General features: G+C 42.2%; 16 protein-coding genes. 11 read left to right on the top strand and 5 right to left on the bottom strand.

Features of this window, described 5'->3' with window-relative positions:
- Positions 1 to 158: 158 nt before the first annotated feature.
- The 3 genes from RT717_RS01140 (at position 159) to RT717_RS01130 (ending at position 4632) form a co-directional block, all read left to right on the top strand.
- Positions 159 to 833 (top strand): response regulator transcription factor, encoded by a 675-nt coding sequence (locus RT717_RS01140; RefSeq protein ID WP_317489911.1) that lies wholly within the window; start codon positions 159 to 161, stop codon positions 831 to 833.
- On the top strand, positions 830 to 2116 hold the full coding sequence (locus RT717_RS01135) for a sensor histidine kinase (protein WP_317489910.1): 1287 nt from the start codon (positions 830 to 832) through the stop codon (positions 2114 to 2116). Before RT717_RS01140 ends, RT717_RS01135 begins: the two co-directional genes overlap by 4 nt.
- 104 nt (positions 2117 to 2220) lie before the next feature.
- Positions 2221 to 4632 (top strand): TonB-dependent receptor domain-containing protein, encoded by a 2412-nt coding sequence (locus RT717_RS01130; RefSeq protein ID WP_317489909.1) that lies wholly within the window; start codon positions 2221 to 2223, stop codon positions 4630 to 4632.
- A 732-nt stretch (positions 4633 to 5364) separates the two neighbouring features.
- Here the strand turns inward: RT717_RS01130 and RT717_RS01125 are convergent.
- On the bottom strand, positions 5365 to 5589 hold the full coding sequence (locus tag RT717_RS01125) for a helix-turn-helix domain-containing protein (RefSeq protein ID WP_317489908.1): 225 nt from the start codon (positions 5587 to 5589) through the stop codon (positions 5365 to 5367).
- A gap of 95 nt (positions 5590 to 5684) precedes the next feature.
- On the opposite strand from RT717_RS01125, the gene RT717_RS01120 reads away from it, so the two are divergent.
- From RT717_RS01120 to RT717_RS01100, 5 genes are all read left to right on the top strand, one after another.
- Complete coding sequence (locus RT717_RS01120) at positions 5685 to 5921, top strand: hypothetical protein (RefSeq protein WP_317489907.1); 237 nt, start codon at positions 5685 to 5687, stop codon at positions 5919 to 5921.
- Positions 5922 to 5926: 5 nt separating this feature from the next.
- A complete protein-coding gene (locus RT717_RS01115; protein WP_317489906.1) occupies positions 5927 to 6268 on the top strand; it encodes a hypothetical protein in 342 nt (113 codons plus the stop codon).
- A 68-nt stretch (positions 6269 to 6336) separates the two neighbouring features.
- Complete coding sequence (locus RT717_RS01110; protein ID WP_317489905.1) at positions 6337 to 6612, top strand: hypothetical protein; 276 nt, start codon at positions 6337 to 6339, stop codon at positions 6610 to 6612.
- A gap of 164 nt (positions 6613 to 6776) precedes the next feature.
- Positions 6777 to 7535, top strand: a complete 759-nt coding sequence (locus tag RT717_RS01105) for a metallophosphoesterase (protein WP_317489904.1) — start codon at positions 6777 to 6779, stop codon at positions 7533 to 7535.
- A 91-nt stretch (positions 7536 to 7626) separates the two neighbouring features.
- Positions 7627 to 7800: a hypothetical protein gene (locus RT717_RS01100; protein WP_317489903.1), complete on the top strand. Its 174-nt coding sequence runs from the start codon at positions 7627 to 7629 to the stop codon at positions 7798 to 7800.
- Between the two features lie 667 nt (positions 7801 to 8467).
- Here RT717_RS01100 and RT717_RS01095 read toward each other — a convergent pair.
- The 3 genes from RT717_RS01095 to RT717_RS01085 form a co-directional block, all read right to left on the bottom strand.
- Positions 8468 to 9658 carry an IS4 family transposase gene (locus RT717_RS01095; RefSeq protein ID WP_317489902.1) on the bottom strand — a complete coding sequence of 397 codons (1191 nt, stop codon included), beginning with the start codon at positions 9656 to 9658 and terminating at the stop codon, positions 8468 to 8470.
- Positions 9659 to 9909: 251 nt separating this feature from the next.
- Complete coding sequence (locus RT717_RS01090; RefSeq protein WP_317489901.1) at positions 9910 to 10614, bottom strand: DcrB/PsbP domain-containing protein; 705 nt, start codon at positions 10612 to 10614, stop codon at positions 9910 to 9912.
- Positions 10615 to 10651: 37 nt separating this feature from the next.
- A complete protein-coding gene (locus RT717_RS01085; RefSeq protein ID WP_317489900.1) occupies positions 10652 to 11665 on the bottom strand; it encodes a hypothetical protein in 1014 nt (337 codons plus the stop codon).
- A 161-nt stretch (positions 11666 to 11826) separates the two neighbouring features.
- Between RT717_RS01085 and RT717_RS01080 the strand changes: the two genes are divergently transcribed.
- From RT717_RS01080 to RT717_RS01070, 3 genes are read left to right on the top strand one after another with little or no spacing between them, the layout of a single operon-like run.
- Entirely contained in the window at positions 11827 to 12342 is a 516-nt protein-coding gene (locus RT717_RS01080; RefSeq protein ID WP_317489899.1) for an RNA polymerase sigma factor, read from the top strand.
- A gap of 60 nt (positions 12343 to 12402) precedes the next feature.
- Positions 12403 to 13311, top strand: coding sequence for a FecR family protein (locus RT717_RS01075; protein ID WP_317489898.1), 909 nt, complete (start codon positions 12403 to 12405; stop codon positions 13309 to 13311).
- Positions 13301 to 15817 (top strand): TonB-dependent receptor, encoded by a 2517-nt coding sequence (locus RT717_RS01070; RefSeq protein ID WP_317489897.1) that lies wholly within the window; start codon positions 13301 to 13303, stop codon positions 15815 to 15817. The genes RT717_RS01075 and RT717_RS01070 overlap by 11 nt, the downstream gene beginning before the upstream one ends.
- A gap of 54 nt (positions 15818 to 15871) precedes the next feature.
- Here RT717_RS01070 and RT717_RS01065 read toward each other — a convergent pair whose 3' ends face one another.
- On the bottom strand, positions 15872 to 16606 hold the full coding sequence (locus RT717_RS01065) for a hypothetical protein (protein ID WP_317489896.1): 735 nt from the start codon (positions 16604 to 16606) through the stop codon (positions 15872 to 15874).
- Positions 16607 to 16717 lie beyond the last annotated feature (111 nt).

Raw genomic sequence — 16717 nt, 5'->3', positions numbered from 1 at the left:
CTAAGTCACAAACTTTAGCATGCCAACAGCTTAGGTTCAAAGTAACAGCACGATTCTGTAGAAATTTTGAATTGAGTATCAGTATGGGGAAAACTTTGGGGGCATGGCGAAAGCACGCCTTCAAGATTTATTCAGAATTCGTTGGTTACTTTACGGCAATGAAAATCCTAATCATTGAAGACGAGCAAGAACTGGCACAAAACATCGCTGACTACCTGTCGGGGGAAAGCTACCTGTGTGAGCATGCTGCCACCTTCGGCCAGGCAATAGACAAAATAGAAAGCTTTAGCTACGACTGCATCCTGCTGGACTTAATGCTGCCGGGAGGAAGCGGCCTGGAGATACTGGAGTCGCTGAAAAAACAGAACAAACAGGAAGGTGTGATCATTATCTCAGCCAAAAACGCTATTGATGATAAAGTAAAAGGCCTGCAAATCGGCGCCGACGACTACCTGGCCAAGCCCTTCCACCTATCAGAACTTTCTGCCAGAGTGTACTCCATCATTCGGAGAAAGCAGTTTGGAAACAGCAATATAGTGAGGCAGAATGAGTTGGAGATTGACCTTCTTGGCAAAACAGTGAAAGTTGCCAATCAGGTAATTAACCTAACAAAGAAGGAGTTCGACCTTTTGCTCTTTTTTGTAGGCAATAAAAACAGGGTGATCTCCAAAAGTGCTTTGGCAGAACATCTTTCCGGCGACCTGGCCGACATGCTCGACAGTCATGATTTTGTCTACGCCCACATCAAAAACCTGAAAAAGAAGCTCAATGAGGTGCATTGCGACAACCACCTCAAAACGGTGTACGGCACAGGCTACAAATGGGAAGGATGAGCAAGCTTTTAGACAAACCCCTCAAAACATTCACCCTGTACGCCCTGTTCATTCTGGCGTGCAGCATTCCTGCCTATTACCTGGTGGTCGACTATATCTGGCTCAATGAGTTGGACGAGCACAACGAAATCATCAGAACAAGAATGGAGCAGGGGTTGAACGATATTGATATCGACGAGCAAACCCTTGCGCAAACCCTCAACGTTTGGAACAATGTGCAGCCAGGCACAACCATTGCTCCCGCCCTGCCAAATGACGTGAGAGAAGACAGTATCTACACGGCCTCCAAGCTCAATATTTACTCCGACGATGGCGAAATCGACCGATTCAGAGGCTTACAAACTTATCTCAACATCTATGGAAGGCCATACAAGCTCACGATAGAAACCAATGTGGAGGAAGTTGACGAAACATTGTTTGCCATCGCTTTGATCACTTTCCTGTTCTTTGGCTTCCTTGTACTTGGTTTCATTTTGCTCAATAGAAGAATCTCTGGACAGGTGTGGCTCCCATTTAAAAAAACACTTGACAAGTTGAAAGACTTCGACTTGAATAAACAATCTGAGGTTGTATTTGACAAGACGGACATTGAAGAGTTTGAAGAATTGCAAACAGTGCTGAAGCAATTGATTCAAAACAATGCGTCAGTCTATCTCCGCCAAAAGCAGTTTTCCGAAAACGCCTCCCATGAACTTCAAACACCCCTGGCCCTACTGAAGTCAAAACTCGACATGATGCTGCAAGACGACACCCTTTCTGAGGCGCAATACGAAAAGATTTCCTCACTCAATTTGCCGCTTTCCCGGGTATCAAGGATCAACAAGAACCTGCTACTGCTTGCCAAACTCGAAAATCAGCAATTTGACGAAAGCTTCCCTATAGATTTGGGAGCGTTGATCGATGAAACCACCAGCCTGCTAGCTGACCAGGCCGAAGCCAGGGATATCAGCACCGTGCTGAAAATTGATCATCAAACAATGGTGACCGGGAACAAGTACCTGGTGGAAATAATGCTCACCAACCTGCTGGTCAACGCTATTCGGCACAATGTGTCTGGGGGGGCAGTCGCCATTGATCTCACCGGTCGTGTATTAACGATCTCGAATTCCGGCAGTAAGCCGTTAAAAGAAGAGCGGCTTTTCCAAAGGTTTGGAAATGCCTCTCCAGACAACCCAAGCAGTGGCCTGGGGCTTTCCATAGTGAGGGAAATTTGTCAGCGATACAACTGGAAAATCCGATATGATTTTAAAGATGGTCTACACACGTTTTCAGCCACATTTTGAAATTCAGAATTTCTTCAAATTCAGCTTACAACTTTGACTCAAAGACCAGCGGAAACTTCTGGCATCTTGATGAAAACAATTAATAAAAAACGCCCTGTAGTAAAATGAAGCACATAAAAAGCCTTTTCCTTAGTATTTCATTCTTTGTTCCAATATTGCTGTCAGCCCAAAACAGCGCCATCACAATATCAGGATCGATAAAAGACGACAAGTCACAATCGGCACTGGCTTATGTTAGCGTCGTGTTGAAAACTGAGGCAGATAGTGCGTTTGTGTCAGGCACCATCACCAATGACGAAGGGTTATTTGTGCTCACGGGAGTGAAACCAGGAAAGTATGTACTGGAAGCCTCTTATGTTGGTTACAAGCCTGTAAAGCAACCGCTCTTTGTAGGTAGCCTGAGCAGGTTTTTAGAGGTAGCGCCCATCACCTTGGAGGAGGACATAGAAACGTTAAGCGAAGTGGTTGTCACCGGTCAGCAAGATGCGGTAAGTGAATCGCTCGACAAAAAGACCTTCGCCGTGGCCGACAACGTTAGCCAGGCGGGTGGCTCGGTGCTCCAGGCCATGCAAAACCTACCCGGAGTGACTGTACAAGATGGTAAGGTGCTCTTGCGGGGCAATGATCGGGTGGCAGTGCTCATCGATGGCAAGCAAACTGCCCTGACAGGCTTTGGCTCTCAATCGGGACTGGATAACCTGCCGGCATCGGCCATCGAGAAAATTGAAATCATCAACAATCCCTCCTCGAAGTACGACGCCAACGGCAACGCAGGCATCATCAACATCATTTACAAAAAAGACAAGCAGGAAGGCTTCAATGGAAAAGTCGGCCTTTCATCAGGCCTGGGGGCACTTTGGGTGAAAAACGAAAACCTGCCCACCATTCGCCCTCAATACCAGGCAACACCCAAAATCAATCCGTCACTATCTCTTAACTACAAGAAAAATAAGGTCAATACCTTTTTGCAAGCCGATAACCTCTATACCCATACGCTCAATAAAAATGAGTTTGTCACCAGGACCTATGACGATGGCACGGTGATCTACAACCAAACAAAGCGTAACAGGGACACCAACCTCTTTTCAGGCAAAACCGGCATGGACTGGAGTATCGACGATGCCAACAGCCTCACTGTCTCTGGCTTTTTCAGCAGCGAAAAAATACTGGATCGTGGCGATGAGCCCTTTTTCGAAGGAGACCTCAGCAACCGTTACAGGCTGTGGCAATTTCTGGAGGATGAGCTAAAAACAACCGTGATGGCTACTGCTGCCTACCAGCACAAGTACAAACAGCCAGGCCGCTTGCTCAATATTGGTTTCAACTACACCTACCACCGGGAAAATGAGCAGTACTTCTTCGACAATATTCTGCCGGAGTCAACTGGAAGGGATGCCTTCAAGCTCATCTCCGACGAACATGTGGCCGATTTCAACCTCGACTACACGCAGCCATTGCAATACGGCCGCTTTGAAACAGGTCTTAAGTTTCGCAGACGGGCGATCCCAACCAACATGCAGTTCTTTCCGGGACTCAACTCCCCAATCGACTCGGCAGCAGGTGGCTGGGCCAATTACGGGGAGCTAATTCCAGCCGTGTATGGTAACTACGTCTTCGAAAACGAAAAGTATGAAGTGGAAGCGGGTGTGCGGATGGAGTATGTGAAGATTGACTACAAGGTAAACCCGGATCACCCCACATACAAAACCAGCGGGTACAACTATACTCAGCCCTTTCCTAACGTGCGCCTGGCCTACAAGCTTAACGACAACAACAAACTGTCGGTCTTTTACAACCGCCGTGTTGACAGGCCCAACGAGGTCGACATCAGGATCTTTCCCAAGTATGACGATGCAGAGATCATCAAAGTGGGTAACCCGGGGCTTCGGCCACAGTTTACTACCAACTATGAGCTGGGCCATAAGGGCAGCTGGAACACGGGCTATTTGTACTCATCCGTTTACCATAAGCAAATGGACGCCACCATCACCCGCATCGGAAGCATTCTGCCTGGCAGCGTACTTATCTACAACATCTTTCAAAATGCCGGCAAAAGCTACAATACGGGTTTTGAAGTGCTGCTTTCTCAAAACCTGGACAAATGGGCCACCATCAACTTTAGTGTGAATGGCTACCAGAACATCATCGAGGCCTTTACGGTAACCAACCTTTATCCCGAAGTGAACATGTTCACAGCTGCCCGGCAGGAAATCCTTTCAGGAAACGTAAAGCTCAATAGCGTCTTTCACCTGGCAAAGCAAGTGGATATTCAGCTAAGCGGCACTTACCTGGCCCCTGACATCATCCCCCAGGGAACCATTGGCACCCGCTTTTCGCTGGATCTGGGTGTAAAGAAATCAATGCAGAAAGGAAGAGGTGAGCTTTATGCCAACGCCACTGACTTGCTCAACACCATGAGAGTAAAGCGGGAAATTCAGGGCGATGGGTTTAAGTACCTGGCTACCGACTACTACGAAACCCAGGTGGTGAGAGTGGGCTATAGTTATAAGTTTTGATTCACAATGAGGTATTGGATGTCTTCTCCGGCACCAATTCTCTCTCAAAAAGCTTCGTTCTATCAAATTAGTCTTTGCTTTGGCCTCTATTTAGCACTTTTAGGCTCAACCGAAACCTAAAAGAAAGTAAAGAAATTGATATAAATAGCCGCAGCCATTTTTCATCACCAGGTCAAGTACCTGTGCAACATATCTTTCGTGGCAGAAGTAGCCAGACTTGCCACGGTCAACACCTGACCGGAAGGTTAGTTTCTCCTAACTGCACTTTTTTTTAACCCTTTGCTCTCGGGTTTCATCGCCAAGATTTTTAAATTATCGGTGTCGGAATAGGCCGCAAAATCCTTGGCTTCTATCTGCCTTAAAGGTCTTTACTGGGTGTGGGTAAATCAGCATCTCCCCATTAACACAATGCAGATCAACGAAAAAGTTTCTATTTCAATCACACCAGTTTTTTCGAGTCCTCAACAACAAAATACTCCGGTGCTACCTCAAGAACTGCTGTAAATCTAATTAATGCGATTAGCACAGGTGCCGAATATGCAAAATTGAGAATGGAATAAAAAGGGGAAACTATATGAACGACGGGAATTTAGTTCCCAAGTAAAAACACCACTTTCTAATTTACGCATATTCCCTTAACATCTTATCGACTGGGCCAGCCAGGGAATGTATCAAACCTATCTCCTAAGGATTGGAAGAAAGGGTTGGTATGCGAACGCTATCAGCCCAATTTCAATTCAAAAATGGTGTCAGCAAATATGACAGTTTAATCTCAAGAGCATCAGCCAAATTAATTGCAGAGGACAATGAAGGCTGTCTTTTACCCTTCTCCAACAAAGAGATATAAGTACGATGTAATCCAGCATGATGTGCGAGTTTTTCCTGAGACAATGATTTTTCAAGTCTTAATTCTTTAAGTCTTTTTCCAAAAATCAAAGCCACTTGGTTCTCATTCATGATGAAAACTAAGCCGAGCTCTGACTATAGTCTACAGACTATAGTCACGTTATAAAATAAATTGTTTATAATAGGCCCTTCAAAAAGGTGGAGATATGGACATCACGAAACAGGACTTTAAAGCCTTCCTGAGGGAGTTCGAGGAAAAAGATGAACGGAAGCGCACGGTGAATATTACTGAGTCGCTGCACTCATTTTTCAAAAGCGTTGCAGCTAATTACGACTTGCCTATTTCGACCGTGATCCACAATGTTCTGATTCAGTGGAAGCAAGAACACCAGGGAGACATCAAAGAAGACCTTTTGAAAAGAATAAGCAAAAACGAATTTTAACCGATATGTCAGTCAAACCTAAAGCCCTACTTTCCATTCGCCGGCTGTTAACTGAAAGTGAATTATTCGGCTTCTATGAATCGCTGGATGAGGCCCATTTGAACACAATAAGTTCGTTGGATGAAGAAGATCACCTGGAGCTCGTTAATCAATATGAAGAATCGCTTAAGACGCTGAACACGATGATAACCACCTTTCGGGAAGGTCGGCAATATAGCCAGGCTTGCATATTTAGCTCGCTTACGAAGGCTATATCACATAAGCTAGCCAATCACTACGAGATGCTAAGCAATTTTGAGCAAGCACAAGACCAGGTGACTGATCTCGACCTTGACGTTGCGAAATAGTTACGATAACATAATCACGCTCTTATACTCCTAGAAATCTAAACTATCACTACCCAATCTGTCAATTTATGGAAGAAACCGAATTCAAAGAATTCCTGAAAAACGAACAGTACGCTCACTTGTTCCTGGACCTGGCCATGAAAAAGATTGCTTTTCAGTTAGCCGATCAAAGGAGGTTGAAACAGACGCCGCAATTTGAAGTAGAATACATTAGAAGTCAGAGCAGGCTTTCCGAGCAGCTCGAAAAATTAGACCTTTCCGACGAGGCCCATTTTCACCTGCGCACCTATGGTCCGGAGGCCTATGTTGTGTTAACGGCCGACCCGTCTTTTGGCAAGAAATAATGGCGCCCAAAACAGGGAGTTTTTACTGAAACTCAGAATGCAGAAAATTGCACTTTGGGTAATGCGTGTTAGAGACGTAATTTTATGTTAACTAAAATAACAGGATTATTCTTAGTCCCTCGTCCAGAAATTTAACTACTTTCAGCTACTCCAAACCATCATCATTGAAAATCCAATACGCCTCAGATTTACACCTGGAAATGCCAGCCAATGCAGCCTGGATATACAAGAACCCAATTATCCCATCAGCTGAGATTTTGATTTTAGCCGGAGATATCACCTATCTATCCGATCTGCACCTCAGTTCACCGTTCTTTGACTTGTTGTCAAGTCAATTCGACAAAGTCTACATCGTTCCAGGTAACCACGAATTTTATAATTATAGCTTCGATATTGATGGCCTATTCCCCTCGCTAAATATGGCTGCTCGGGATAAAGTTTTTTATCTGAACAATCAAGTCGTTGTGATCGGCAAGGTTCGGCTCCTGTTTAGCACCTTGTTCACTCAAATTACAAATCACAAATTCATTGATTACAAGTTGAATGATTTTCATGTTTGTAAATATCAAGGAGAAAGGTTCTCTACTCATGAGTACAATGAATGTCATGCCCTGTGCCTGGCATTTCTCGAAACGGAATTGGCCAAGCTATTTGACGGCCAAACGGTCGTAGTCAGTCACCATGCCCCCTACCCTCCGGACTATTGTGACTATCCTGACTCAATGTCTTTGAACGAGGCCTTCCATGTAGACTTGCTATGGTTGACTGAGAAACACAAAGTCGATCACTGGATTCACGGCCACACTCACCACAACCAGGAGCCATTGACAATAGGGAAGACAACATTTTACACCAACCAGCTTGGCTATACGGTGGCCAACGAACATACGGCCTTTCGAAGAGATATGGTTTTGGAGATTTGAGGTGAGTAAAACAAACCCACATTACCATGGAGAAGTGAACATCGTGACAATCAATGCTTTAATTATTTGGTTGGATTAAATAAATTGAGGTGTGAAAACAACCCCTACCATCAAAAACACATCAACCTGGGCGGTGCGGATTATTACCAACTACCAGCGATGGCCCGACTACAACGCTGCGTTGACGCAGCGAGCTGAAGCGATAAAGAAAAAAGAAGTAAAGACTTCTGCAGCTGGCAAGCAGCCTCCAATAGGAAAAGCATAACAAACAAACCTATCTACGCTCCTTTGCATTTTTCTCTTTACGTCTCTCGCACTATGTTCTCTAGCCACTTTGGAGTTTGGGTACCTCGATCACGTTGGATGAAATACATGATTCCCTTGGGCTCAAGTCAAATCTGTCTGGTCAGCAACCTGGAAAAAATCATTTCCACCCTCATTAGTTGATATACCGATACGTTCCTCAGAGGGCATCCATTTGACGGACGTTAAAACTAAGTCTGGTCTAGTAATAAGACTAAGCTCGGTAATGCTGAATCAAAAAATAAATTTGTTTGAGAAATTCTTTGGGAGTCGAATGATATGGCTGATGGAAACCCATGGATTGCTCGTGGACATCGAAGAACTAGGTTCGGAGAAAGTTGTAATTGATTTGCCTACAGTACTTCGAACCAACAAATGGCGACAAAGTAAGAGTCCCATGTTTTTAGACATTGGAAATAAAAAGTTACTTTATTTCGGAATTGGAGAAGAATTTTATCTTGGTGTTGGTAGGGTTGTATCAAAGGAAAGATTTCTGAAAAAGTATGGTTCCGTTTTACTGTCATCCGACTAAATTTTAATTTAGGAGATAATTGCTGTGTTTGTTGAAATTAAGGTGATTTTCCTGTGAATTGAGAACCACCCCCCTGTTTGATGTTAAATAAATGGAGTCATATTATTTTGAGGTCACGCTCCGACTCGGTTAGCCTACCAGCGTTCACAATTTTCACCAGAGATATATAGGAGCCCATGTTGTTGACAGCAAGACTTACTAAAGTGACAAACACTTCAGCTTCTTTGCACTGTTTATGAATGACCGAGAACAGTAGGTTGGCTATCAATGCAATCCATATCTGAGTTTTAATCCCCTCTGTGCTGTCCGAGAAAAAATAACTCAACTCAAAATTCTGTTTTAGCCGTTTGAAGACCACTTCGATATTCCACCGATATTTATTGAGGAGTATGATTGTGTCGGCCTGATAGTCAAACATGTTAGAGAGAAATTTGAGGATATGACCACTTTCTGAATCTTTATACACAATCAATCGTGCTTTTACTGCCTTCCCAGTTGGATTGAGCAAGACTAGCTGGTCGCTAGTAACTCCTCCGTCTGCATAATCAATGATGTGATTATGCTGTCCGGTTAAAACATGATAATTGGCATTTTCATTTAGCCTGGTTATAAAGAAGGCTCCCATCTGTGTCCAGGCAGCCCATTTTTGATAGTTAACATAGCCCTTATCAAATACATAAATCCCTCCCTTCTCTACTTCAAGCTGTCCGAGAAAGGATCTATCGTTGCAAGCAGCTTCACTGATGTGAACCAGATCGGGAACAAAGCCACCCAAGGGCAGCTTGGTATGAATCTTTAGCCCTCCCTTCTTTCTGCCTGTGAGTGAATTACGGCCTGCTCCCTTAAACACATCTACAAACAAAGTGATGGTGGAGGAGTCAAAAATGGCTACTTTTTCTACATCTATCTCATCTAAAAGCAAGCCACAGTGAACTGGCTTCAACCTGTCTTGGTAGTAGTGGTACAAGCGTTGATAGATGGTAGCAAAAACATCACTACAACGATTGATATTCGCATCGCTCAGTGTACTCACTGCCGGAAGTCTGTCAATACCCAAATAGGTCAGCTTATCTTCCAGAAATAGCAAATTCTTACAAAGGCTGTTGAGTGAATAGCATTTGGTTACTACTCCATAAAGCATGAAAACCAATTGCCTGTAAGTGGTCAGTGTTTTGTAGTAACGATCACTTTGGTGCTCTGCTACGCTGGAGTCCACAATTTCCCGAGGTAAGAAGGAAAGTAGCTGGCAAAGTATGGGCTGACCACTTAAATTTGTATTTTTATCCATGATGTAGGTTGTTTAGTCGCACCAAACATCATGACTTTAGCGGGGTTTAACTACCTCGCTATTGTACTTTTTTAACCTTCACCAAATTCATTAGCGTTTTCCCCGGATGACAGTAAAAGATAATTGAATGAAATGCTGGTCTTTGGGTAAAAAAGTTTCTTAAACACTCTGCTTCAAAAATTCCGTAGAAAAAACAGCATGAAAAAAAGCCTGAGTTTTCACCCAGACTTTTGAACCAAAATCAACTTAACTTATAATCTAATTTCTATTTCAGTGGCTAAGTCAAGGCCATCAGCTACAATATCAAAAATCTCTTCATTGCTTGTTTCGCTGATTACAATTACCCCAGCATTGTTCTTAGTTGCCATCGACAGCTCTTCTGTGGTTACTCCGGCAAACCAAACTCCCGGATCAAAAGTTACCTCAGCTAAAACATTGGCCCCTTCTCCAAAAACTATTCTTCCTTCTTTCTCTACTTCAAAGGTTTCTCCCGAATTGAATTCAAAGCGAATTGGGTGCGCCTTATCGTCTGCGTCCGTGAACGTACCTTCAATTACTACTGAAGGGTTATTGTCCTCGTCTTGCAATTCTAATTCTACCTCAATTTCAGTGTAAATACCAACTGGAAAAACCAGATTGCTAAGATCAGGAGTCGTTGTGCCAGTTGCAAAATCAATATCTACAATCTGCTCAAGATCCACTTCGATAGAATCTCCTGCTTCAGTCTCAGCTTGGAATTGAATCTGTCTTAGTCTGATAGTTCCGGAAGTGAATTGTAAGGCATTTGCCATAACTCTTCCTTCAGGCACGTTGATTGACGAGCTGTTGCCTTTAAAGCTCATGCTAATAGTAGGGTTAGATGAAACATTATCATCATCACCACCGCAGGATGCAAGTGTAACTGCAAGCATCATCACTGCTGCATACTTCATTAATTGTTTCATTGTTTGTTTCATTGTTTGTTTTATTTTAATTGTACTTTTTGCTTAAAATTTAAATTGATGAAAGCTGAAGTCGTTTCATGCCTTCTTCAATGTCTTGGTATTCCAGTGTGATTTGTGTTTGATTATAATCTATTATTATCCAGATCTCATTTAACAGGACGAGCGGCTGATCTTCAGTATCGAATTCCATTGAGATAGCCTCTCCTGTGTCCAATAACTCAATTTCCCATTCACCCTCTACGGCCTCTACACCTTGAGTTTGCATAGTCAGGTCTTCATTGAACTGAATCGTATAGCCAGAGAAAAGCGAAGTGTTTTGACTACCATATTCTTCATAAAAACTTACTCGCCAGTTTGCTGAGGAGAAAATTAATCTTAGCTCTTCTTCAAAAATTTCTTCAAATTCAATAACATCCTGTTCATCGCATAAATTATCAGCATTAGATATTATACTGGCTAATTCTTCATTGCTAAAAGCTTCTATGGTATTTCCTGTTACATCATTCATGCTGATCGGATACTCAATTGTGGTAATCAAATCAGGTGATATAAAAGTAGTGTATGCCGCTCGATCGCTATTTATTTCCCGAGAGTCTATACTCTCTGTTCGAGTGTCAAAAACCTGAATGGTGAATGGATAGTTGAAATCAATGCATTCATTGTCTGCATCACTTCCTCCCTCAATACAGCTATCTTGTATGGCTTCAAGCTCTTCTTCAGAATTCAAGGTGATTTCTGAGTGGTCATATAGGATGACATTGAGAGGAAATAACCATTCTACTTCTAAAATTCCTGCTCCAAGGGCATCCACTTCGTCGAAAGTCTCGAACACCTGCTCTTCATCTTCGAAAATTCCTTTAATTGGGAATACGACCGTTGTACAGCTTGATTGATCAATGATGTTGTCTCCAGAGCCATCTTTAGTCGAAACGGCTACAATTGACCGCGCTACTGGATCATCTGAAATGATCCCATCCATACCTATTTCAAGTTCAGGTTCAATTTCAACTTGACAACTAGTCAAAGCCATTAAGCTGATGCCTAAAATCAAGTGTTTTATCAATATGAATAGTGTATGCTTCATTTCAATCAAAAAACAGAAACCCTAAAAAAATCCCTACCGGCTGAGAGTAATTATTTTTTTTTACTTTCAATTTTGGGTTATGAGACTTTAAGTGTTGGTTTGAACACAATGTCATACTGATGCTAATTCAGTAGCGAGAAATGGAAAAAAGTGATAACGTATGTAAAGAAAAGGTTTTCAATCAGGTCTTTGTGGATAATGCCAAGGACCTGTTTAATTTCCTGCATTTCAAATATCAGGATGAAGACGAAGCAAAGGACCTTGTTCAAGAGGCCTTTGGAAAGCTGTGGGATAATTGTAATAAAGTAACTATTGAAAAGGCGAGAGGATTTCTTTTCGTATGTGCCAATAATTTGATGAAAAACAATTTGTCAAAGAAAAATACGGCACTAAAGCATCAGCCCGATCTGAAAGTAGACGAGAGTAGCAAGGAGAACCCACAGTATTTAATGGAGGAATCTGAATTTGAGGACAAGTTGAATCGGGCCCTTCAGGAGCTTCCGGAGGAACAACGGGTGACCTTATTATTGAAGCGGATAGAAGGCAAGAAACAGAAAGAAATTGCTGAAATGTTAGGCATTTCAGAGAAGGCTGTAGAAAAAAGACTATACAAAGCAATGAACACTTTGCGGGAGAAACTTGGAAACATTTTGTAAATAAATAATTATGAGCGGTAGGGAAATAGCGGACATTGCGGTTTTTTGAAGGGAAGGATTATGAAAAATGAAGAACTCATAAGGAAATGGCTGGCAGGTCAGCTTACAGAAGCAGAAGAAAAGCTTCTCAGGGATACTGATGAGTTCGCCCAATTGCTAAAAATATGGAATGGCCTGAGTGTTGCCATGCCACCGGACTATTCTGTTGAAGAGGAATTGAAGCGCTTTCATTCAGCAGACAACAAACAAGCTAAAGTTATTAAAGTGTCTTGGCAGCCACGATGGGTCGGGATTGCAGCCTCTGTTATTCTTATCTCCGTTATTGGGTTTTTGCTTCTTCGACCTTCATCAGATACTCAAACCATCATGCTATCTGAAGGGTTGAAAGCTCATTATTTGCCTGATTCTTCACTGGTTACCCTTAATAAAGGATCTGAGTTGGCCTATGAAACTGAAAAATGGGCTGCTTCCCGTAAAGTGATGCTCCAGGGAGAAGGATTTTTTCAAGTAAAAAAGGGTTCCACGTTTGAGGTGGCTACTTCAAATGGAACCGTAAGCGTATTGGGTACTTCATTTAATGTTAAACAACGTGGCGATTATTACGAAGTAATATGTTACGAGGGAAAGGTCGGAGTGGAAACTTCAACACAAAACCTGACACTTATTGCAGGTGATGGCTATCGTGAAGTTGCTGGCCACGAAGAAAGATTTCAGGTTGCTTCTGGCAGCGAATCCGAATGGCTCAATGGCAGAAGTTCCTTTTTAAGAACCCCATATTATGCCGTGCTGGAAGAGCTAGAAAATCAATATGAGGTTGTTATTGAAACAAAAGGCATTGATCTAAATGATACCTTTACAGGTAGCTTTCCAAACGATGACCTTCACGTAGCGCTCGACGCTGTTACTGTGCCTTCCGGTTACCTCTATCGACAAAAGGATGAGAAAGTACTAATAACTGGTGGGAAGTAGTTATCCAAAAATATGGTTCATTCTATTTTTTCCTTTTTTCTTGTTAGAGGAAGGAAATGCGCAGGGTATTGGTGAAAAACCTCTGCGTGATGTACTGGATCAACTCGAAGAACAATTCTCTGTACGTTTTTCTTACATGGATCAGACCATTGATAGTATCCAGGTCCAGCTGCCTGGATCTGACCTTGACCTGGATCAAGCCCTTGACCATTTGGAGAGTCAAGTTGCTATTGATTTCATTAAGCTTGATGAAAGTTTTATTTCCATTAGAAGGCTAATAACAATAGTAAAAATTTGCGGATATCTATTGGATAAAGACGATGGAAGTTCAGTTTCCGACGCACTCATTTTTAGTCAATCCACTTCCACAACGTCAGATCAAAATGGGTATTTCGAATTAGCAAATGCAGAAATACCCCTCAAAGTACTGATTAGTCATGTAAGTTATCAGGATTTGGTATTAAGATTTGATAACTCGTCAGAAGAGTGCATTAAATCTTACCTCACCCCATCCACTGAACGGTTAGAGGAAGTTATCATTAAGAACTATATCACCAGGGGAATTGACAAGAGAGACAATGGAAAAACAGTAGTGGACGTTCAAAACACCAACATACTTCCGGGCTTGACGGAGCCGGATATCTTCTTCACTTTGCAAAATCTTCCGGGGATTCAAAGTATGAATGAAACAGTCACAGATATTAATATTAGAGGGGGATCAAACGATCAAAACCTGATTTTATGGGATGGGCTTAGACTTTACCAAACGGGTCATTTTTTTGGATTAATATCTGCAATCAACCCTCATATTATTGGAAAAACTACCCTCATGAAAAATGGAACACCAGCGCGACTTGGTGAAGGGGTATCTGGCACTATACAAGTAGAAACAAGAAAGAAAAGTACGAGTGAAATCACTGCACATGCCGGCAGTAACCTGATCAATAGTGATCTGCTTCTCGAAGTACCAACAGATAAGCTACATTTATTAATCGCATCGAGACAATCGATTGGAGGTATATTTAACACACCTACCTATGATCAATACTTTGATCGGGCGTTTCGATTTTCTGATGTCATTAATGATCCCAGCTCTCAGGTGATCAACTCGGATGAAAAATTCAGCTTTTATGATTTTTCATTTAATGCGACTTATAAACTATCGTCGACAGCAGGTATCAAGGGAGGTGTCCTGGGTCTTGATAATGGTATAAGTTATGAGGAGAGTGATTTGGTAAGTAATAGGGTAGAATCTAAAGTGAGCAATCTTGATCAGGGTACAATAGCAGGCTACCTTTCCTATGATCAACGGTGGTCCGATCGATTAAAAACCAAACTGTATTCATCGATCATGGACTACAGGCAAGAGTCTGTAAACTTTGACGTACTTACCGGACAAGAACATATCCTTGATAATGAAGTACTGGAAGAAACGATAAGAGCAGAGGGCTCGTACTTTCTAAATGATACATGGGATGTAGCAGTCGGGATTCAACTAGTGGAGACTGGAATTCGTAATTTCAGGGACATCAATCTACCCGCATTTCGTTCTTTGAGCAAAGAAGTACTTCGAACTTCCAGCTTATATATGGAAGGTAATGCACAGCTACAAACACACACAACTATAGCTGCCGGAATCCGAGCCAATTATTTTGATAAGCTTGACCAGTACAGAATTGAGCCACGACTGGCAATGTCAACAAGACTTGGAGGATCTTTTTCTTTAGAAGTTTTAGCGGAAACAAAAAGTCAAACGACTGTACAAGTAGTGGATTTTCAGACTGATTTTTTGGGTGTAGAGAATCGTAAATGGGTGCTTGTTAATGGCGAGAATATTCCCCTTTTGACGAGTGGACAGGCTTCTGTTGGGGTAAACTATCAAAAGAAATCTTTGCTGGTCTCTTTGGAGGGTTTTATTAAGGGTGTAGATGGTGTTGTAACAGCAAGTCAGGGATTCTTAAATCAGTTCCAGTTTGAGCGGACTTTTGGTAGCTACGTGTCACGTGGGATAGAGCTACTTGTCAATCCGAGTTTTGGAAATTTAGATAGCTGGGTTACTTATTCATACCTAAACAGCGACTATACTTTTTCTGATCTTGTCCCCCCGGAGTTTAGAAATAACTTTGATATTTCCCATGCATTGTCGGTTGGATTGACCTACCAATTAAACAATCTGGAGCTTTCCTCTGGCGTGAATTACCGAAGTGGTATGCCTTTTACTGAACCGCAAGGAATTGACAAGACCAATGATGAGATTGTCTTTGACTTTCCCAATGCAATGACGCTTGATAACTATTTCCGAATGGATTTTTCGGCTAAATACAAATTCGTCTTATCTGATAATTGGAGTGGTAACTGTGGCATTGCCATCTGGAACATTACGAATAAAGACAATACCATTAAAACATTGACAAGCATCACGGAGGATGGGGAATTGTCGCAGATAAATCAAAAAGCACTTGGTATTACACCCAATCTAAGTGTTCGAGTTGCACATAGCTTTTAAGCGATGAGCAAAAAAAAAGGCCCAAAAAGGGCCCAATTCTTTAATATAGCTGCATTAATCCTCATCATTTTCGTCCTCGTCGTCCTCATCTTCTTCTTCAGCCTCTAGCGCTTCTTCCAGTTTTTCTACAATTTCATGCATAAGGTCACTATTAGAATTTTCATTGATTCTGATAACACCATCTTCGTCAGCAACCAAAGAACTAAAATCAATGGATGCGAAAAGTACCTCAAGGTCAAGTGTCACTAGAATGGAGTTCACTGTACCTCCGTCCAATACGAATCCCGCTTCATTTTCAATTTCAAGCTCAAACTCTTCAGAAGTAGAGAACTCAACATAAGTCGGTTCAGTGGCACCTTCAGCAGTGAAGTTGAAATTCACTATGAGGGTTTTATCACCTTCAAGAATGTTCTCAAATTCAACTTCTACTTCCTGATAAACACCAGCCAGAAGTTCGGAAAGTCCAAAGTCAGGTTCGCTAGTTCCAGTAAGAAGGTTTATGACAAAATTCCCTTCAAATTCCACCTCCTCGTTTTCATCCTCACCATTTTCTTCTTCTTCCAGGTTGTCCTCAAGCGTTTCCAATTCGATTTCAGTAACTCCAGCAAATACTTCAGTAAAAGTGTATCCGGTATTAGCCACTCGTCCGCTAGTTGACCCTGTTGTACCGGTCACTGCTCTCATTTCAAAACCTGTCTGAGCACCGGTAGGAATGTTTTCATCTTCTCCACAGCTTTGAATTAGTACTACTGCAAAAGCCATCAAAGCAACTAAAATTGTTCTTTTCATCGTTTTTATTGTTTGTGTTCAATTAGAAAACAGAAAAGTCCTAAAAATCCCTACCGGAGATTTTAATTTGTTTGTGCCAAAAATGAAAGGGTGGGAGGGTTGACCAATAAA

The sequence above is a fragment of the Imperialibacter roseus genome (assembly GCF_032999765.1).
Taxonomy (GTDB): domain Bacteria; phylum Bacteroidota; class Bacteroidia; order Cytophagales; family Cyclobacteriaceae; genus Imperialibacter; species Imperialibacter roseus.
This window is presented reverse-complemented; position numbering and strand designations above follow the sequence as displayed.